At 70.4% G+C, this 18,493-nt stretch carries 13 protein-coding genes; 4 read left to right on the top strand and 9 right to left on the bottom strand.

The genetic code is table 11. The features are described 5' to 3' along the window. Window positions 1-10 precede the first annotated feature (10 nt). Together AC07RV_RS40500 and AC07RV_RS40505 are read left to right on the top strand one after the other, a co-directional pair. Window positions 11-1,639: a peptide chain release factor 3 gene (locus AC07RV_RS40500; protein WP_057590743.1), complete on the top strand. Its 1,629-nt coding sequence runs from the start codon at window positions 11-13 to the stop codon at window positions 1,637-1,639. Window positions 1,640-1,682: 43 nt separating this feature from the next. Continuing rightward, a complete protein-coding gene (locus tag AC07RV_RS40505) occupies window positions 1,683-2,336 on the top strand; it encodes an SIMPL domain-containing protein (RefSeq protein WP_296781153.1) in 654 nt (217 codons plus the stop codon). On the opposite strand, the gene AC07RV_RS40510 is transcribed toward AC07RV_RS40505, so the two are convergent. From AC07RV_RS40510 to AC07RV_RS40520, 3 genes are read right to left on the bottom strand one after another with little or no spacing between them, the layout of a single operon-like run. Then, window positions 2,333-3,148 (bottom strand): ABC transporter permease, encoded by an 816-nt coding sequence (locus AC07RV_RS40510; protein ID WP_093348104.1) that lies wholly within the window; start codon window positions 3,146-3,148, stop codon window positions 2,333-2,335. The two genes, AC07RV_RS40505 and AC07RV_RS40510, sit on opposite strands and share 4 nt — an antisense overlap. A gap of 7 nt (window positions 3,149-3,155) precedes the next feature. Beyond that, window positions 3,156-4,001, bottom strand: a complete 846-nt coding sequence (locus AC07RV_RS40515) for an ABC transporter permease (protein ID WP_296781155.1) — start codon at window positions 3,999-4,001, stop codon at window positions 3,156-3,158. Further along, window positions 3,998-5,005, bottom strand: coding sequence for an ABC transporter ATP-binding protein (locus AC07RV_RS40520; RefSeq protein ID WP_296781157.1), 1,008 nt, complete (start codon window positions 5,003-5,005; stop codon window positions 3,998-4,000). The genes AC07RV_RS40515 and AC07RV_RS40520 overlap by 4 nt, the downstream gene beginning before the upstream one ends. A gap of 114 nt (window positions 5,006-5,119) precedes the next feature. Between AC07RV_RS40520 and AC07RV_RS40525 the strand changes: the two genes are divergently transcribed. After that, the gene (locus AC07RV_RS40525; RefSeq protein ID WP_296781159.1) at window positions 5,120-5,962 is read left to right on the top strand and encodes an HAD-IIB family hydrolase; all 843 of its coding nucleotides are present in this window, start codon (window positions 5,120-5,122) and stop codon (window positions 5,960-5,962) included. Here AC07RV_RS40525 and AC07RV_RS40530 read toward each other — a convergent pair. Next, entirely contained in the window at window positions 5,959-7,227 is a 1,269-nt protein-coding gene (locus tag AC07RV_RS40530) for an MFS transporter (protein ID WP_256222745.1), read from the bottom strand. The two genes, AC07RV_RS40525 and AC07RV_RS40530, sit on opposite strands and share 4 nt — an antisense overlap. Window positions 7,228-7,336: 109 nt before the next feature. On the opposite strand from AC07RV_RS40530, the gene AC07RV_RS40535 reads away from it, so the two are divergent. After that, window positions 7,337-7,930, top strand: coding sequence for a TetR/AcrR family transcriptional regulator (locus tag AC07RV_RS40535; RefSeq protein ID WP_296781161.1), 594 nt, complete (start codon window positions 7,337-7,339; stop codon window positions 7,928-7,930). Window positions 7,931-7,937: 7 nt separating this feature from the next. Here the strand turns inward: AC07RV_RS40535 and AC07RV_RS40540 are convergent, their stop codons facing one another. The 5 genes from AC07RV_RS40540 to uvrA form a co-directional block, all read right to left on the bottom strand. Further along, entirely contained in the window at window positions 7,938-9,017 is a 1,080-nt protein-coding gene (locus AC07RV_RS40540; protein WP_296781165.1) for a Fic family protein, read from the bottom strand. Between the two features lie 155 nt (window positions 9,018-9,172). Continuing rightward, a complete protein-coding gene (locus AC07RV_RS40545) occupies window positions 9,173-10,147 on the bottom strand; it encodes a tripartite tricarboxylate transporter substrate binding protein (RefSeq protein ID WP_057590734.1) in 975 nt (324 codons plus the stop codon). A 103-nt stretch (window positions 10,148-10,250) separates the two neighbouring features. After that, complete coding sequence (locus tag AC07RV_RS40550) at window positions 10,251-11,291, bottom strand: histone deacetylase family protein (protein ID WP_296781167.1); 1,041 nt, start codon at window positions 11,289-11,291, stop codon at window positions 10,251-10,253. Between the two features lie 43 nt (window positions 11,292-11,334). After that, entirely contained in the window at window positions 11,335-12,384 is a 1,050-nt protein-coding gene (ocd, locus tag AC07RV_RS40555; protein ID WP_296781169.1) for an ornithine cyclodeaminase, read from the bottom strand. A 218-nt stretch (window positions 12,385-12,602) separates the two neighbouring features. Beyond that, window positions 12,603-18,398, bottom strand: coding sequence for an excinuclease ABC subunit UvrA (gene uvrA / locus AC07RV_RS40560; protein ID WP_296781172.1), 5,796 nt, complete (start codon window positions 18,396-18,398; stop codon window positions 12,603-12,605). Between the last annotated feature and the right edge of the window lie 95 nt (window positions 18,399-18,493).

The following is an 18,493-nucleotide window of genomic DNA, read 5'->3' on the forward strand; positions in this document are numbered from 1 at the left end:
TGGCCCTACCGTGTCTTTCGCCTCCGAAACCCGCCGCCGCCGCACCTTCGCGATCATTTCCCACCCCGACGCCGGCAAGACCACGCTGACCGAGAAGCTGCTGCTGTTCTCCGGCGCGATCCAGATCGCCGGCTCGGTGAAGGCGCGCAAGGCCTCGCGCCACGCGACCTCCGACTGGATGGAGATCGAGAAGCAGCGCGGCATCTCGGTGGCCTCGTCGGTGATGCAGATGCTGTATCGCGACCACGTGATCAACCTGCTCGACACGCCCGGCCACAAGGACTTCTCGGAAGATACCTACCGCGTGCTCACGGCGGTCGACTCGGCGCTGATGGTGATCGACGCGGCCAACGGCGTGGAAGCGCAGACGCGGCGCCTGATCGAGGTCTGCCGCCAGCGCGACACGCCGATCATCACCTTCGTCAACAAGATGGACCGGGAAGTGCGCGAGCCGCTCGACATCCTCGACGAGGTGGAGCGCGAGCTCGGCATGCCCTGCGTGCCGATGACCTGGCCCGTGGGCCAGGGCAAGAGCTTCCGCGGGATCATGAACCTGCGCACGCAGGCCATGACGGTGTTCGAGTCGGGCAGCGAACGCCTGCCGCAGGACTTCGAGACCATCCCCCTGAGCGAACGCGACACCCTCGCCAAGCGCTTCGGCGCCGACTTCGAGACCGCCATGGACAGCATGGAACTCGCCACCGGCGCATCACCCACCTGGGACCGCGAAGCCTTCCTGGCCGGCAAGCAGACGCCGGTGTTCTTCGGCTCCGGCGTGAACAACTTCGGCGTGATGGAAGTGCTCGACGCGCTGGTCGACCTCGCGCCCTCGCCGCAGTCACGCACCAGCACGACGCTGGTCAATCGCCAGCCGGTGACCAAGGAGATCCAGCCGGAGGACAAGGACTTCGCGGGCGTGGTCTTCAAGGTGCAGGCCAACATGGACGCCAACCACCGCGACCGCATCGCCTTCGTGCGCATGGCCTCGGGCAAGTACACGCCGGGCATGAAGCTCAAGGTGCAGCGCACCGCGAAGGAACTGCGGCCCACCAGCGTCGTGACCTTCATGAGCCAGCGCCGCGAGGCGGTCGAGGAAGCATACGCGGGCGACATCGTGGGCTTCACCACCCATGGCGGCGTGCAGCTCGGCGACACCATCACCGACGGCGCGAGCCTGCAGTTCACCGGGCTGCCCTTCTTCGCGCCCGAGCTGTTCATGACCGTGATCCTCAAGAACCCGCTGCGCACCAAGCAGCTGCAGCAGGGCCTGGCCCAGCTCGGCGAGGAGGGCGCGATCCAGGTGTTCCGCCCCGAGATCGGCGGCCCGATGCTGCTGGGCGCGGTCGGCCAGCTGCAGTTCGAAGTGGTGCAGCACCGGCTGAAGGCCGAGTACGACGCCGACGTGCGGCTCGAGGGCTGCCAGTACACCGGCGCGCGCTGGATCACGGCCGACACGCCGGCCGAGCTGCGCGAGTTCGTCAACGCCTATCCGCAGCGCATGGCCAAGGACGCGGCCGACACGCTGGCCTTCCTGTGCACCTCGCCGTACGACGTGCGGCTGGCGCAGGAACGCTTCCCGAAGATCCATTTCCACCCGCTGCGCGAACACGCGGGGCTGGCGCTGCAGAGCGCGGGCTGAGCAGGCAGGCTGCCGGGGTTCGCGCGCCACCCAGGAGAACCCGATGGACACCTACATCGAAGTCGCCGGCCAGGGCGACATCGCCGAGACCGTGGTCGAGCAGCGCGCCGCGCTCACGCTCACCGTGAAGCCCTCGAAGGCGGAAGCGGCCTTCGAGGAGGCGACCCGGCTGCGCAACGACACCATCCGCGCGCTCAAGGCCGCGGGCCTCGGCGCCGACGAGATCAGCGAGGGCGGCCGCGACACCTGGCAGCCGTGGTACCGCCGCAAGAGCGCGGGGCAGGAGGTCTCGCACCGCGTGCTGCTGCGCTGCCGCGACACGCAGCGCCTGTACCTCGCGATCGACGCGCTGCAGCCGCTGTTCGAGAACGCACGCCATTCGCTCTCGGTCGACATGCTGCAGCCGCGCTTCGACGCCTCGGCCGAGGCCGAATCGGCGGCGCGCGCGGCCGCGATCCAGCAGGCGCGCGCCCGGGCGCAGGTGATCGCGCGCGAGGCCGGCGTGTCGCTCGGCTCGGTGGCGCAGGTCGAGGAACTCGGCGCCGACGCCGACCGCACGGGCTCCTATGGCGACTACGGCTTCGCGATGGCCGCGGCCGCGCCGCTGGCGGCCTCGGCGGCCGACGACTTCGAAGCGATCGACGGCGCCTCGCGCGTGCGCCGGCTGCGCTTTCGCGTGCGTTTCCTGATCAGCTAGCTGCCCGTCGAGGCGTAATGCCTCAAGCCGAGCCCCCACACGCGAAACGCCAGCGCGAGGAAGACGAAGCCCGCCAGCGGCGACACCCAGCCCACCCAGTGCGGCGCGCCGAGCGGATCGGGCCGCCCGAGGATCAGCAGCGCCGGGTAGTAGGCCACGCAGGCCAGCGGCACCGCGAAGGTGAGCAGGCGCCGGAACCAGCGCGCGTACAGCGCCAGCGGATACTGCGCCGCCTGCACGCCGCCGTAGGTCAGCACGTTGGCGATCTCCAGGCTCTCGACGGTCCAGAAGGCCAGCGTGCCCTGCAGCACCAGGATGCCGAGGAACAGCGCCACCCCGCCGGCCAGCGCGAACAGCGCGACGGCCACGGCCTCGGGCGTCCAGGCGATGCCGGCCTGCGCGGTCGCGAAGCCGATCACCGCCAGCCCCTGCAGCAGCCGGCCCATGCGGCTGATGCGGAAGTCGTGGCCCATGAGCTGCAGCGCGAGCGGGCGCGGTCGCAGCAGCAGGCGGTCGAAGGCGCCGCTGCGCAGGAACTCGGTGCCCAGCACGTCGAAGCCGCGGCCCAGGGCATCGGCCAGCGCGAACATGCAGTTGACCAGGCCGTAGAACAGCGCGACCTCGCCGAGGGTCCAGCCGCGCACCTCGCCGAAGCGGTGGAACATGGCCCAGACCGCGACCACCTCGATGCCGGTGACGAGGAACTGGCCCACCGTGAGCATCAGCGCCGAGGCCGGGTAGCGCGCCTGCGCGCCGACCGAGGCCTTCACCAGCCGCAGGAACAGCGCGATCGATCCCGGGGACCTGCTCATGCCGACCTCACCCGCCCTGCACCTGCAGCCGGCGCATGGTGCGCACCAGCAGCCAGCGGCCGGTGACCACCAGCAGCGCGATCCAGAAGCATTGCAGCGCCAGCCCGAGCAGCGCGTCGGCGCCGCGCAGCTGGCCGAAGTACAACCGCGCGGGAATGTCCATCAGCCCGGCCAGCGGCTGCACCAGCAGCGCCGTCTGCCAGGCATCGGGCAGCAGCGCGAGCGGCAGCAGGTTGCCCGACAGCACGATCACCAGCGGCGCCGACAGCGCGTTGATGCCGCGCTCGTTGAGCGCCGACAGCGTCGCGACGTTGAGCAGCATCACCATCGCGGTCGACAGCGCCAGGCCCAGCCCCATCGACAGCGCGAAGGCCAGCGCGGCCGCCACGCCCACCGGCGGCTGCCAGGCCCAGGCGCCGAGCCCCAGCAGCGGCAGCGCGACGGCGGCGAAGCCCAGCATCAGCGCCGCGCGCGGCAGCAGGCGCGCGGCGATCCAGCCCGCGCTGCGCGCATACCAGAGCGCATAGGCATCGACCGGGCGCAGCCGGTCATAGGCCACCGAGCCGGTGCGCACCGACTGCGCCACCTCGGGATCGACCAGCCAGGGCATCAGCACCAGCAGGCCCTGCGCGAGCCAGGTGTAGGTGATGGCGTGCTCGAGCGACATCGGCGCCTGCGCGGCCGCCGAGGCACCGCCGTAGAAAGCCGCGAACACCATCACCTTGATGCCGCCCCACCAGCACTGTGTGCCGAAGCCCGCGAGCGCGGCAGTGCGGTACTGCAGCATCTGCAGGAAACGCGAGGCGAAGGCCGCGGTGTAGGGGCGCGCGATCTCGCGCCATCCCTCCGTCATGCGTCGGCCGCTCCATGCATCGCATAGAAGCGCGCGATCACGGCTTCGATCGCCAGCCCCTCGAGCCGGATGTCCTCCACCGCATGCTCGGCCGCGATGCGCGCGATCAGCGCCGGCGCGGAGACGGCCGCGGGATCGAAGTCGAGCACCAGCGTGCGGCCGTCGCGCGCGTTCACGCGCACGCCGGGCCAGTGGGCGCCGAGGTCGTCGGGCAATTGCGCTTCCTGCGCGAAATCGACCACCAGCCGGCGCTCGGCCAGCACCTGCGCGCGCAGCGCCTCGACCGGACTGTCGGCCAGCACGCGGCCATGGCCGATCACGATCACGCGCCGCGCGAGCGCCTCGATGTCGTGCATGTCGTGCGTGGTCAAGAGCACCGTGGTGCCGCGCTCGCGGTTGGCGCGGCGCACGAAGTCGCGCACCGCGAGCTTCGAGGGCGCGTCGAGGCCGATGGTCGGTTCGTCGAGGAACAGGATCTCGGGCTCGTGCAGCAGCGCGGCCGCGATCTCGGCGCGCATGCGCTGGCCCAGCGAGAGCTGGCGCACCGGCTGGTCGAGCACGCGCTCGAGGCTCAGCAGCGCGACCAGCTCGTCGCGCGTGCGGCGATAGCGCTCGCGGTCGACGCGGTAGATGTCGCGCAGCAGGTCGAAGCCCTCGCCCACCGGCAGGTCCCACCACAGCTGGGTGCGCTGGCCGAACACCACGCCGATGCGGCCCACGTGGCGCTCGCGGTCGGCGAAGGGATCGCGCCCGTCGATGCGCACGCTGCCGCCGTCGGGCCGCAGGATGCCCGAAAGGATCTTGATGGTGGTGGACTTGCCCGCGCCGTTGGGACCGATGAAGCCCAGCAGCTCGCCGCGCTCGAGCGCGAAGGACACGCCCCCGAGCGCCTCGACCGTGCGATGGCGGCGGTGCAGCAGGCCGCGCACGGCACCGAGCACGCCGGGGTCGCGTTCGGCGATGCGGTAGGTCTTGAGGAGGCGGTCGACGACGATCTGGGACATGGGCGGGCCGCGCCAGTGCGGTCTGCGCGACCAGCCGGCGGGGGCGGGATGCTACACGAAAGCGCGGCGCGCGCGGCCACCGGTACGATCCGCGCTCCTGCCGTGCCGTCCGCCATGTCCTCCTCCACCACGTCTTCCTCCCTCCCCGCCTCGCCCGACCGTCTGCTGCCGCTGGGCCAATGGCCCGCCACCGCCCGCGCCACGCTTGCGGGCGTGTTCACCGACATCGACGACACGCTGACCACCGAGGGCGCGATCACCGCTGACGCACTGGCCGCGCTCGGCGCGTTGCGCGCGGCCGGGCTGCACGTGGTGGCGATCACCGGCCGGCCCGTGGGCTGGAGCGAGCCCTTCGTCAACGCCTGGCCGGTCGATGCGATCGTGGCCGAGAACGGCGCGGTGGCGCTGCTGCCGCTGCCCGGCGGCGGCATCGCCAAGCGCTACCAGCAGGATGCGCCCACGCGCGCCGCGAACTACCGGCGCATGCAGGGCGTGCTCGCGCGCATCGAAGCGGAGATTCCGGGCGCCGGCCGCGCCACCGACTCGCCGGGCCGCGAGACCGACATCGCGATCGACCACAGCGAGTTCGTACGGCTCGACGAGGCCACCATCGCGCGCGTGGTGGCGCTGATGCGCGGCGAGGGCATGCATGCCACCGTGAGCAGCATCCACGTCAACGGCTGGTATGGCGGCAACGACAAGCTCGAGGGCGCGCGCTGGATCGTGCGCGAACTCTGGGGCCGCCGGCTCGACGACGAGATCGCGCGCTGGGCCTACGTGGGCGACTCGACCAACGACCAGCTGATGTTCCGCAGCTTCGCGCACAGCATCGGCGTGGCGAACGTCGCGCGCTTCGTGCCGCAGCTGGAGTTCCTGCCGCACTACGTGACGCGCGGCGAGCGCGGCGCGGGTTTCAGCGAGGCGGTGGCCGCGATCCTCGCGGCGCGACCGAACTAAGGCGCGGCACGCCGGCGCAGCGGCGCCCATTGGTTCCAGGTGCCCACGGCCGCCACCAGCAGCAGCACGCCCGCGTAGCCCTCGACCGTCGCGAGCAGGCCCAGCGGCGCGACCAGGAAGCCCGCGAGCATCGCCGGCAGGCTGAAGGCCAGGTAGCTCACCACGAAGATCGCCGCGAACAGCTCGCCGCGTTCATGGGACTGGGCCAGCGGCGCGAGCGTCTGCACCAGCGCCGAGAAAGCGCCGCCGAAGCCGATGCCGGCCACCGCCGTGCCGACGAAGAACAGCGCCAGCGAACGCGTGGCGAGCGCCGCCAGCAGCAGCACCAGTCCGAGCGCCAGGCTGGCCATGCCGAGGATCGCCGGGCGCGGCGCCGCGAAGCGGCCCAGCAGCGTGGGCGCCACGGCTCCCACGCCCGACAGCACCGCGATCGTGAGGCCGTTGACCACGCCGCTGTCGATGCCGAACACGTGGTGCATCAGCGAAGGCGCGAGCGACAGGAACAAGCCGCCGAGCGCCCACACCGCGATGAACACCGGCAGCCCGCGCGCGAACTCGGCGCGCGCCCGCACGGGGATCGACACCCGAGGCACCAGCGAGGCCAGCGCGCCGGCACGCGGCGTCACGGTCTCGGGCATCCACAGCACCAGCGCCGCGCCGAACGCGAACACCAGCGCCAGCACGCCGAACACCCACGTCACCGGCTGCCCGGTCCAGCGCACCGCCATGCCCGTGAGCAGCGCGCCCAGCGCCAGGCCCGCGAGCGGCGACACGCTGGTGATCAGCGCGCCCAGCCGCTTCTTCGCGGCCGGTGCTGCCTCGACCACGGCCGCGCTCAGCGCGCCGCTCGCGATGCCGGTCGCCACGCCCTGCACCACGCGCGCGAGGATCAGCCCGCCGATGTCGCCCGCCAGCAGGAACAGCCCCATCGCCACCGCCTGCAGCACCAGCGCCGCGAGCACCACCGGGCGGCGGCCGATGTGATCGGACAGCGAGCCGGCCACCAGCAGCGAGATCAGTAGCGCGATGGCGTAGATCGCGAACGCCACCGTCAGCATCGAGGACGAGAAGCCCCAGGCATGCTGGAACACCACGAACAGCGGCGAGGGCGCGGCCGCCGCGAAGAAGAAGGCGAACAGCACCGCCGCCAGCAGCGGGAAGGCCAGCGCCGCCGGCATGCGCCGGGGTGCCGCGGCAAGGGGCGCCGCGCGGACAGGGGCGGCGGCGGTGCCGGGGCGGCTTGCGAGGTCGGGGCATTGGGACACGGTGAACTCCTTGGCGCGAAACGGCTCTTAACGCACAAATCTTTGCGTTTGTGATTCTAGGCTTCTCCCGCTGTTAAAGCAAATATCTTTGCGTTAAAGTCGATTCACCATGAACACCGCCGTCCCGTCCGCCATTCCTTCTTCCTCAGCCAAGCGCCCCGGCGGGCGCAGCGCGCAGGTGCAGGCGCAGGTGCGCGCCGCGCTCGAGGAACTGGTCGCCGAACAGGGCCGAGAGCGCGTCACCGTGCCGGCCGTGGCCGAACGCGCGGGCGTCAGCGCTTCCAGCATCTACCGCCGCTGGGGCGATCTTTCCGGCCTGCTGGCCGAGACCGCCACCCACCGCCTCGACCCCGACCGCCCGCTGCCGGACACCGGCACGCTGCGCGCCGACCTCGCGGCGTGGGCGAGCGAACTGATCGAGCACCTGGCCAAGCCGTGCAACACCTCGCTGCTGAAGGCCGCGGCCGCGCTGGCCAACGGCGACGAGGACACCGACTGCCTGCGCAACCGCCGCCGCGAGGCGCTGGCCCTGGTCGAACAGGCCCGCGCGCGCGGCGAGGCCACACCGACGGCCGAACAGGTGATCGATCACCTGATCGCGCCGATCGTGTTCCGGCTGGTGTTCGGGGGAGAGCCGGTGCGTGTGGAGCTGGGGGAGCGGCTGGTGGGGGAGTTGTTCGCGCTGGCCACACGCAAGGAGTGAACACCGTTCAGGGAGCTCCGTCCGTGGCCCCCAGAAGGATCGACGTGAGCGCCAGGTTCACGTAGTAGTTGCTTCGCCCCATCTTCTGCTTCGCCACGAAGCCCCCTTCGACCAGGGCATCGAGGTACTTGGTCGCCGTCAGGCGCGACACCTGCAGATCGCGCTGCACGAAATCGATCTTCGTGTAGGGATGGGTGAACAGGTTGTTGATGAGGTCCTGGCTGTAAAACTTGTAGCCGGCACGAATGCGGTGCTTGTAGTCGCCCAACGCAGCCTTGATCGCATTGACCGTCACGATCGCTTGCCCCGCGGTCTGTTCCACGGCTTCGAGCAGGTACAGCACCCATGCTTCCCAGGTGTCCTGCTCGCGCACGGTTTGCAGCAGGCGGTAGTAGTCCGACTTGGTCCGCACGATGTGGCTGCTCAGGTAGAGCACGGGAATATCGAGCAGTCCTTCCTTCACGAGGTAAAGCACGTTGAGGATCCGACCGGTTCGTCCGTTGCCGTCGTAGAACGGATGGATGCTCTCGAACTGGTGGTGGATCAAGGCCATCTTGATCAACGGATCGGCGTCGAACGCATCGGGATCGTTGATGAACCGCTCGAGATCGCGCATCAGCTCGACGATCTCCGCGGGATCCTGGGGCGGCATGTAGACGACGCGACCCGCTCCATCCTTCAATGCGGTGCCCGGCAGCTTTCGAAACCCCGCGTTGTTGCGCTCCAGCTCGGACTGGATCGCGACGACGTGATTGGCCGTGATGAGACCGCTAGTGCGCACTTGCTCGAAACCTACGCGCAACGCCTGCCGGTAACGCAACACCTCCTTGGCCGCCGGGTTGGCGAAAGCCTCGGGCAGCACGTCGTCCTTGAAGAGCTCGTCGTGCGTGGTGATGATGTTCTCGATCTCCGAACTGTCCTTGGCTTCCTGCAGGCCCAGGGTGTTGATCAGGATGCCCTGGTCGGGGATCGCCGCGGCGATCCCCTTGAGTTCGGCCAGCTTTCGACTGCTGGCGGCGAGCTGCCTGAGGATGGCGGGCGTTTCGAAGCGCCTGGCATCGAGCCTATCGAGCGAAGGAAGTGGCACGGAGGGGCCTCCTTGAACATGCATAGAAATCGCCGCTTTCTAGACATGTTAGGCCAGACGTGTATAGAAAATGTCAATTTTCTATACACGTCGCCTCCTCATGCCAAGAAATGCGCCATTTCCTTTGCATGAGAGGGAGAGGCGCCGAGCCCGCCTCACTTCTCCTTCGCCAACCCCAGCTTCTCGATCAACACCTTCTCCCGCGCCACCGTGTCCTGCGCAAACTTCGTGTACTGCGCCGAGCTCATGTAGTCGGGCAGCATGTCGTAGCGCCCGAGCGCGGCGACGTAGCTCGGTTCCTCCATCGCCTGCTTGAAGGCGTCGTGCAGCTTCTTCACCACCTCGGGCGGCGTGCCCTTGGGCGCGCCGATGCCGAAGGGCGAGTTCTGCACGATGTCGTAGCCGAGTTCCTTGAGCGTGGGCGCGTCGGGGAACTTGGCCAGGCGCTTCTCGCCCCAGGTGTTGAGCACGCGCAGCTTGCCGGCCTCGACCTGCGGCGCGAAGCCGGTGCTGTCGGCCGCGGCCATGAGCTGGCCGCTCACCACGGCGAGCATCAGGTCGGCGCTGCCCTTGTAGGGCACGTGCTGCAGCTCGATGCCGGCCTTCTGCGCGACCAGCTCGGTGGTCAGGTGCGGGCTGGTCAGGGTGCCGGTGGAGCCGTAGGTCAGCTTGCCGGGATTGGCCTTGGCATAGGCGACGAAGTCGGCCCAGGTCTTGAACGGGCTGTTCGCGGGCACGACGATGCCGAAGGCATAGCCGGTCACGTTGATGACGTAGTTGATGTCCTTGAGCGGATCCCAGTTGATCTTGGTGGTGTAGCCGAGGCGGAACACGCCGAGCGGGATCTGGGCGATGGTGTAGCCGTCGGCCTGCGAGGTCTGCAGCGCCTGCGCGGGCAGGGTGCCGCCGGCGCCGGGCTTGTTGTCGACGATCACGGGCTGGCCGAGGATGCGGCTCGCGTTGTCGGCGAGCTGGCGCATGGTGATGTCGGTGGGGCCGCCCGCGGGGAAGGCGATCACCAGCTTGACCGGCTTGGCCGGAAAGGCCTGCTGCGCGAAGGCGGCCAGGGGCGCGGCGAAACCGCAGGCGGCGAGCGCGGCGGCGCGGAGGAAGGTGTGGCGGCGGAGCATGGCGGCTGGGGTCCCGGCTGAATTTGAAAGAGCGCGATTGGGCCCCGCCGATCGGCACTAGACAACCGGGGCAGCCCTGATTTCCTCAAGGCCGCAAGGACATTCAGGCCTGCTCGAAGCCCTCGAGCACATTCACCGCGTTGACGCCCACCTCGGCCACCGCATAGCCGCCCTCGAACACGAACACCGTCGGCAGGCCCGCGCGCGCGAGGTCCTCGCCCATGCGCAGGTAGTCGTCGCTGCGTAGCTTGAAGCCCGAGATCGGATCGCCCTCGAAGGTGTCGACGCCGAGCGAGACCACGAGCGCGCCGGCCTTCACCTCGGCGATGCGCGCGAGCGCGCTCGTCAGCGCCGCGCGCCAGCCCGCGAAGTCGGTGCCGCGCGGCAGCGGCAGGTTGTGGTTGAAGCCCAGCCCCGCGCCGGCACCGCGCTCGTCGGCATGGCCGAGGTAGTAGGGATAGTCGGTGACGGGATCGGCATGCAGGCTCGCGAAATGCACGTCGTCGCGCGCATAGAAGATGGCCTGGGTGCCGTTGCCGTGGTGGTAGTCGACGTCGAGCACGGCCACGCGTTCGATGCCCGCGTCGCGCAGCGCCTGCGCGGCCACGGCGGCGTTGTTGAGGAAGCAGTAGCCGCCGAAGAAGTCGGCGCCCGCATGGTGGCCCGGCGGCCGGGTCAGCGCGAAGGCGGCGCGCTCGCCGCCGACGACGCGCTGCGCGGCGGTGAAGGCGCTAGCCGCGCCGTGGCGCGCGGCGGTCCAGCTGCCGGCCGTCAGCGGCGTGCCGGCATCGAAGCCGAACAGTCCCAGCCGCGCGGGGAAGCTCGCGGGCAGCACGTCGGTGCGCATGCCGCGCGTGGGCCAGTACGAGGGCAGCGCGTCGCGTTCGGCATTGGCGGGATCGAGCGCCACCCATTCGTCCCAGGCGCCGGCGATGAAGTCGAGGTAGCGCGGCGCATGTACCTTGGCGAGCAGTGCGTCGGGCAGCGCATCGGGTGCGAGCAGCGGGCCGAGCGCGCGGCGCTCGATCTCGGCCTTCACGTGGTCGGCGCGTGCCGGCACCTCGAAGCACGGCACGAGCTCGCCGCGGAACATCTCGACTTTGCCCTGGTGGAGTGCGTGCCGGTCGTTGTAGATGGTGAGCATGGAACGGGGTCGGCGGCGGGCGCCGTGGCTGGACAGCCGCCCATCATGCCGCACGCCGCAGCACGGCCCGGCGCCGGCCCGCGGCCGTGAGCCCGAACAGGTCCTTGGGATCGTCGAGCTCGGGCACCAGCGCGATCTGCCGGCCCACGCCGCGCTCGATGGCGAGCTGGTGGATGTAGCGCAGCGCGGTGTAGTCCTCGAGCGCGAAGCCGACCGAATCGAACACCGTGACCTGGTCCGGCCGCTCGCGGCCGGGCACCTCGCCGAGCAGCACCTTCCAGAGCTCGTGCACCGGGAAGTCGGCCGCCAGCTGCTGGATCTCGCCCTCGACGCGGGTCTGCGGCTCGTACTCCACGAACACGCGCGCGCCGCGCAGCACCCCGGGATCGAGCTCGGTCTTGCCGGGCGAATCGCCGCCCACCGCGTTGATGTGCATGCCGGGCTCGATCATCCCGGGCTCGAGCACCGTCGCATGGCCCTGGTAGGCAGTGACGGTGGTCACGATGTCGGCGCCGCGCACCGCCTCGGCCACCGAATGCGCGCGCACGATCTCCATCGGCGAGCAGGCCGAGAGATGGCGCACCAGCTTGTCGGTGGCATGCGGGTCGATGTCGAACACGCGCACCTCCTCGATGCCCAGCAGCGCATGGAAGGCCAGTGCCTGGAACTCGCTCTGCGAGCCGTTGCCGATCAGCGCGAGGCTGCGCGAACCGGGCCGCGCGAGCGCGCGCGCCGCCATGGCGGAGGTGGCGGCGGTGCGCAGCGCGGTGGTGAGGGTGAGTTCGGACAGCAGTACCGGGTAGCCGGTGTCGACCTCGGCGAGCACGCCGAAGGCCATGACGGTGGGCAACCCCACCGTGGTGTTGTGCGGATGGCCGTTGACGTACTTGAAGGCATAGGCGCCGTCGTCGGCCACCGGCATCAGCTCGATCACGCCGAGGTGCGAATGGCTGGCCACGCGGGCCTTCTTGTCGAACTCGCGCCAGCGCAGGAAGTCGTCGCGCAGCGCATCGGCCAGGGCACCCAGGAACTGCGGCACGCCGGTGTCGTCGACCAGGCGCACGAGGCTGTGGACATCGATGAAGCGGGTCATGGCAGGACTCCTTGCGAGCCCCGGCCGGCGCCGCACCCGATCCGTTCCACCATGGCGGGTCCAGGATGAGCGCCTGCGCCAAGGGTTCGATTCCATTCTGCGCCGCGCGCGCGGCCGCGGCGAGGCCCGCGACCCCGACCGCGTCGAGCGCAGGGGCAAGCCCCCGCGCCCGACGGTTCGGGGCTACCGTCCGACGTTGGTGCCGGCCGAAGAAAGCCTCAGCGCGCCAGCACCGGTGCCAGCGCCACGCCCGTGTGCGTGCCCAGCCGCACCACCTCCTCGGGCGCCGCCGCCGCCACCACGCGGCCGCCGCCGTTGCCGCCCTCGGGCCCGAGGTCGACGATCCAGTCGGCCTCGGCGATCAGGTCGAGGTCGTGCTCGATCACCACCACGCTGTGGCCGCCGTTCACCAGCCGGTGCAGCACGTGGATCAGCTTCTCGACGTCGGCCATGTGCAGGCCCACGGTCGGCTCGTCGAGCACGTAGAGCGTGTGCGGCGCCTTCTGGCCGCGGCGCGTGATGTCGTCGCGCACCTTGCTCAGTTCGGTCACCAGCTTGATGCGCTGCGCCTCGCCGCCCGACAGCGTGGGCGAGGGCTGGCCCAGGGTCAGGTAGCCGAGCCCCACGTCCTTGAGCAGCTGCAGCGGATGGCTGATGTTGGGCATGCTCGCGAAGAACTCGACCGCCTCGTCCACCTCCATCTGCAGCACGTCGCCGATGCTCTTGCCGCGCCAGCTCACGGCCAGCGTCTCGGGGTTGAAGCGCGCGCCGTGGCAGACCTCGCAGGGCACCTTCACGTCGGGCAGGAAGCTCATCTCGATGGTGCGCACGCCCGCGCCGTCGCAGGCCGGGCAGCGGCCCTCGCCGGTGTTGAAGCTGAAGCGCGCCGGACCGTAGCCGCGCGCCTTGGCCTCGAGCGTGTCGGCGAACAGCTTGCGGATGGTGTCCCAGAAGCCGATGTAGGTCGCGGGGCAGCTGCGCGGGGTCTTGCCGATCGGGGTCTGGTCGACCTCGAGCACGCGGTCCACGCTCTGGTAGCCCTCGACGCCCTTGCAGCCGGCCCAGGCCGGGCGCTTGCCCGCGGCATCGGCATCGCGGCCGGCCTTGGTGCTGCGTTGCTGCACCACCGCCTGCACGTTGGCCAGCAGCACGTCGCGCGCGAGCGTGGACTTGCCCGAGCCGCTCACGCCCGTGACCACCACCAGCCGCTGCAGCGGCACGGTGACCGTCACGTCCTGCAGGTTGTGCATGTCGGCGCCGCGCACCGTGAGCCACTGGCCGTTGTCGGGCGCCTTCGGGTCGGGCGAGGGAATGAGCCGGCGCGCCTGCAGCGGATGCTTGATGGCGTCGCGCAGGTAGCGGCCGGTCTGCGACTCGGCCGCCCGCTCGATGTCGGCCACCGCGCCCTGCGCCACCAGGCGGCCGCCGCGCTTGCCGGCGCTCGGGCCGATGTCGATGATGTGGTCGGCGCGGCGGATCGTGTCCTCGTCGTGCTCCACCACCACCAGCGTGTTGCCCTTGTCGCCGAGCTTGTGCAGCGCGTCGAGCAGGATGCGGTTGTCGCGCGCATGCAGGCCGATGGTCGGCTCGTCGAGCACGTAGCACACGCCCTGCAGGTTGCTGCCGAGCTGTGCCGCGAGCCGGATGCGCTGCGCCTCGCCGCCGGACAGCGTGGGCGCGCCGCGGTCGAGCGTGAGGTAACCCAGGCCCACCTCCTCGAGGAATTCGAGCCGGCTCTTGATCTCGGGCACCAGGTCGCGCGCGATCTCGGCCTCGCGGCCCGCGAGCGAGAGGTTCTCGAACCAGGTGCGGATGTCGGTCACGCTCATGCGCGCGAGCTCGGTGATGCCGATGCCGCCCTCGCCCCAGCCCGGCGTGCCGGCATGCGCATGGACCGCTCCGCCGCCGAACAGCACCGCGCGCGCGGTCGCATTGAGCCGCGTGCCCTTGCAGGTCGGGCAGGCCACGTCGCCCACGTCCTCGGCATCGGGCTCGGCGAAGGTCTGCTCGCGTCCCTTCTGGTCGTCGGCCATCACCGAGTCGTCGAAGATCTTGCGCTGTTCCTTGCTGAGCTTGACGCCGGTGCCCACGCAGTCGGGGCACCAGCCGTGCTTGCTGTTGTAGCTGAACAGGCGCGGGTCGAGCTCGGCATAGCTGGTGCTGCAGACCGGGCAGGCGCGCAGGGTCGAGAACACGCTGACGCGGCCGATGCCCGCGGCCGTCACGCCGGCCATCATCGCGGCGCGCAGCCCGTCCATCTCGCTGAGCACGTGCACCACGCCCTTGCCGTGCTCGAGCGCCTTCGTGAGCGCCTCGCGCAGCTGGTTCTCGTTCGTGGGCAGCACGTCGAGGCTGGCCACCGGCAGCTCGATGCTGTGTTCCTTGAAGCGGTCGATGCGCGGGAAGCCCGCGGTCGGCAGGAAGTCGCCATCGACGCGCAGGTGCGTGAAGCCGCGCGGCCGCGCCCAGTCGGCCAGCTCGGTGTAGACGCCCTTGCGGTTGCTCACCAGCGGCGCGAGCAGGCCGATGTGCTGGCCCTTGAAGTTGCGCATCAGCTGCGCCGCGATGCTGTCGGGCGTCTGCGGCTGCACGGCCGCGCCGTCCTTCACGCAGTGCTGCACGCCGAGCTTCACGAACAGCAGGCGCAGGAAGTGCCAGACCTCGGTGATGGTGCCCACCGTGCTCTTGCGGCCGCCGCGCGACAGGCGCTGCTCGATCGCCACCGTCGGCGGAATGCCGTAGACGGCATCGACCTCGGGCCGGCCCGCGGGCTGCACGATGCTGCGCGCATAGGCGTTGAGCGATTCGAGGTAGCGGCGCTGGCCCTCGTTGAACAGGATGTCGAAGGCCAGCGTGGACTTGCCCGAACCGCTCACGCCCGTGACCACGCTGAACTTGCCGCGCGGGATGTTGACGCTGAGGTTCTTCAGGTTGTGCTCGCGCGCGTTGACGATCTCGACCGCGTCGGCGCCCGGCGCCTTCTTGGCCTGCGCAATGTAGCGGCGCGCCGCGCGCTCGGCCACCTTGTAGGCGCCGGGGCCGATCGCGAGCTCGTAGTCGGCCAGCGCGGCGCCCGTGAGCGAGGCGCGGTTCTCGCGCAGCTGCTCGGGCGTGCCCTCGGCCACCACCTGGCCACCGCCCTCGCCGCCTTCGGGGCCGAGGTCGATGCACCAGTCGCTGGCGCGGATCACGTCGAGGTTGTGCTCGATCACGATCAGCGAATGGCCGGCGTCGAGCAGCTTGCGCAGCGCGCGCATGAGGCGCGCGATGTCGTCGAAGTGCAGGCCGGTGGTGGGCTCGTCGAACAGGAACAGCGTGCCCTTGCGCGCCACCGCCTGCTTGCTCGAGGTCGCGCCCTTGGCGGCCTCGGCCAGGAAGCCCGCGAGCTTGAGGCGCTGCGCCTCGCCGCCCGACAGCGTGGGCACGGGCTGGCCCAGCTTCACGTAGTCGAGGCCCACGTCGGAGATCGGCTGCAGCACGCGCAGAACGTCGCGGTCGGCATCGAACAGCGCCGCGGCCTCGGCCACGGTCAGCTCGAGGATGTCGGCCACGTTGTAGCTCTTGCCGTGGCGCTCGATGCGCACCTCGAGGATCTCGGGCCGGTAGCGCTTGCCGTCGCAGTCGGGGCAGCGCAGGTAGACGTCGGAGAGGAACTGCATCTCGACGTGCTCGAAGCCCGAGCCGCCGCAGGTGGGGCAGCGGCCGTCGCCCGAGTTGAAGCTGAACTTGCTCGCGGTGTAGCCGCGCTGGCGCGAGATCGGCGCGGTGGCGAAGATCTCGCGGATCGCGTCCCAGGCGCCGACGTAGCTCGCGGGGTTGGAACGCGCGGTCTTGCCGATCGGCGACTGGTCGACGAACACCACGTCGCCGAGGTGGTCGGCGCCGAGCAGGCGGTCGTGCGCGCCGGGCGTCTCGGTGGCCTTGCCGAAGTGGCGCATCAGCGCGGGCGCGAGCACGTCCTGCACCAGCGTCGACTTGCCCGAGCCGCTGACGCCGGTCACGCAGACCAGGCGCGCGAGCGGGAACTCGACGCTGATGTCCTTGAGGTTGTGCTCGCGCACGCCCTCGAGGATGAGCCGGTGCGTGTTCTCGCTGACCAGCCGCTTGAAGCCCATGCCGATCTTCTTGCGCCCGCCCAGGTACTGGCCGGTCAGCGTGTCGGCGTCGCGCAGCGCGTCGGTGCTGCCGTCGAACACGATCTGGCCGCCACGCGCGCCGGGGCCCGGGCCCATGTCGATCACGCGGTCGGCCGCGAGCATCACGGCCGGGTCGTGCTCGACCACCACCAGCGTGTTGCCCGCGTCGCGCAGCCGCAGCATGGCCTCGGTGATGCGGTTCATGTCGCGCGGATGCAGCCCGATGCTGGGCTCGTCGAGCACGAACAGCGTGTTGACCAGCGAGGTGCCGAGCGCGGTCGTGAGGTTGATGCGCTGCACCTCGCCGCCGCTGAGCGTGCGGCTCTGGCGGTCGAGCGTGAGGTAGCCGATGCCGACGTCGTGCAGGTAGCGCAGCCGGGTCGTGATCTCCTCGAACAGCAGCTTGAGCGCCTGGACCTCGCCGGCCGCGCTCGCGCGCTGCGCCTCGCCGGCCGTGGCGATGCCGCCGGCCGTCATGCGGTCGAACAGCTGGCGCAGCCGCTCGATCGGCAGCAGCATCAGGTCATGCAGGCACAGGCCCGGCAGCGCCTCGAGCTGCGCGCGCGTCCACTTCACGCCGATGGGCATGAAGCGCTTCCCGGGCGGCAGCACCGCGTCGGCGTCTTCCTTGCTGCCGATGCGCCACAGCAGGCTTTCGAGCTTGAGTCGCGCGCCCGCGCAGGTGGGGCACGGCGTGTAGCTGCGGTACTTCGACAAGAGCACGCGGATGTGCATCTTGTAGGCCTTGCTCTCGAGGTAGCCGAAGAAGCGGCGGATGCCGTACCACTGCTTGTTCCAGTTGCCCTCCTTGTAGTTGGGCGTGCCCTCGATCACCCAGTGCTTCTGCTCGGCGGTGAGCTTGTTCCACGGCGTGTCGCGCGGAATGCCGGCGGCCTCGGCATGGCGCATGAGGTCGTCCTGCGCCTCCTTCCAGGCCGGGGTCTGGATGGTCTTGATCGCGCCCGCGCGCAGGGTGAGCTTGTCGTTCGGGATCACGAGGCCGAGGTCGACGCCGATCACGCGGCCGAAGCCGCGGCAGGTGTCGCAGGCGCCGACGGCCGAGTTGAACGAGAACATCGAGGGGATCGGATCGCCGTAGCGGATGTCGCTCTCGGGGCAGTGCAGGCCGGTGGAGAACTTCCACACGTCCGTCGGCGCGTTCTCCTCGGCGCCGGTCGCATGCACCGTCACGCGCCCGCTGCCGCGCTTGAGCGCGACCTCGATCGCCTCGACCACGCGCGAGCGCTCGGCGCTCGAGGCGCGGAAGCGGTCGGCCACCACGTCGAGCACCTTGCGCGGGCCGGTGGGCGTGGCCACCTCGCGCTCGGCCTGCACGCGCGTGAAGCCGCTGGCCGACAGCCACTGCGTGACCTCGTCGGCCGTGGTGCTCGCGGGCAGCTCGACCGGGAAGGTCACGACCAGTCGCGGATCGCCCGCGGCCGCCGCGCGCTCGACGATCTGCGCATAGATGCTGTCGGGCGAGTCGTGGCGCACCGGCAGCGCGGTCTCGCGGTCGAACAGGTCGGCCGCGCGCGCATAGAGCAGCTTCAGGTGGTCGTTGAGCTCGGTCATCGTGCCGACCGTGGAGCGCGAGGAGCGCACCGGGTTGGTCTGGTCGATGGCGATCGCGGGCGGCACGCCCTCGACCTTGTCGACCGCCGGCTTGTCCATGCGGTCGAGGAACTGGCGGGCGTAGGCGGAGAAGGTTTCGACGTAGCGCCGCTGGCCCTCGGCGTACAGGGTGTCGAACACGAGGCTCGACTTGCCCGAGCCGCTGGGCCCGGTGACCACGGTCATCTCGCCGGTGCGGATGTCGAGGTCGAGATTCTGGAGGTTGTGCTGGCGTGCGCCACGGATGCGGATGGAGCCCTGTGTCATGAGTGCCTTGGGGGTGGGGCAAACATTCTAGGGAGTGGTCCATGACGCGCCCGTGCACCCCGCTGTAAGGACGGTGGCCGCGCAGGGGTTTGTCC

It is taken from the genome of Variovorax sp. GW821-FHT09B01 (genome assembly GCF_059418345.1).

Excerpts from the sequence above, each read along its gene's own strand:
- AC07RV_RS40550 (WP_296781167.1), bottom strand. The coding sequence starts at position 11,291 with ATGCTCACCATCTACAACGACCGGCACGCACTCCACCAGGGCAAAGTC.
- AC07RV_RS40510 (WP_093348104.1), bottom strand. The coding sequence starts at position 3,148 with ATGAGCAGGTCCCCGGGATCGATCGCGCTGTTCCTGCGGCTGGTGAAG.
- AC07RV_RS40545 (WP_057590734.1), bottom strand. The coding sequence starts at position 10,147 with ATGCTCCGCCGCCACACCTTCCTCCGCGCCGCCGCGCTCGCCGCCTGC.
- AC07RV_RS40520 (WP_296781157.1), bottom strand. The coding sequence starts at position 5,005 with ATGTCCCAGATCGTCGTCGACCGCCTCCTCAAGACCTACCGCATCGCC.
- ocd (WP_296781169.1), bottom strand. The coding sequence starts at position 12,384 with ATGACCCGCTTCATCGATGTCCACAGCCTCGTGCGCCTGGTCGACGAC.
- AC07RV_RS40515 (WP_296781155.1), bottom strand. The coding sequence starts at position 4,001 with ATGACGGAGGGATGGCGCGAGATCGCGCGCCCCTACACCGCGGCCTTC.
- AC07RV_RS40505 (WP_296781153.1), top strand. The coding sequence starts at position 1,683 with ATGGACACCTACATCGAAGTCGCCGGCCAGGGCGACATCGCCGAGACC.
- uvrA (WP_296781172.1), bottom strand. The coding sequence starts at position 18,398 with ATGACACAGGGCTCCATCCGCATCCGTGGCGCACGCCAGCACAACCTC.
- AC07RV_RS40535 (WP_296781161.1), top strand. The coding sequence starts at position 7,337 with ATGAACACCGCCGTCCCGTCCGCCATTCCTTCTTCCTCAGCCAAGCGC.
- AC07RV_RS40525 (WP_296781159.1), top strand. The coding sequence starts at position 5,120 with ATGTCCTCCTCCACCACGTCTTCCTCCCTCCCCGCCTCGCCCGACCGT.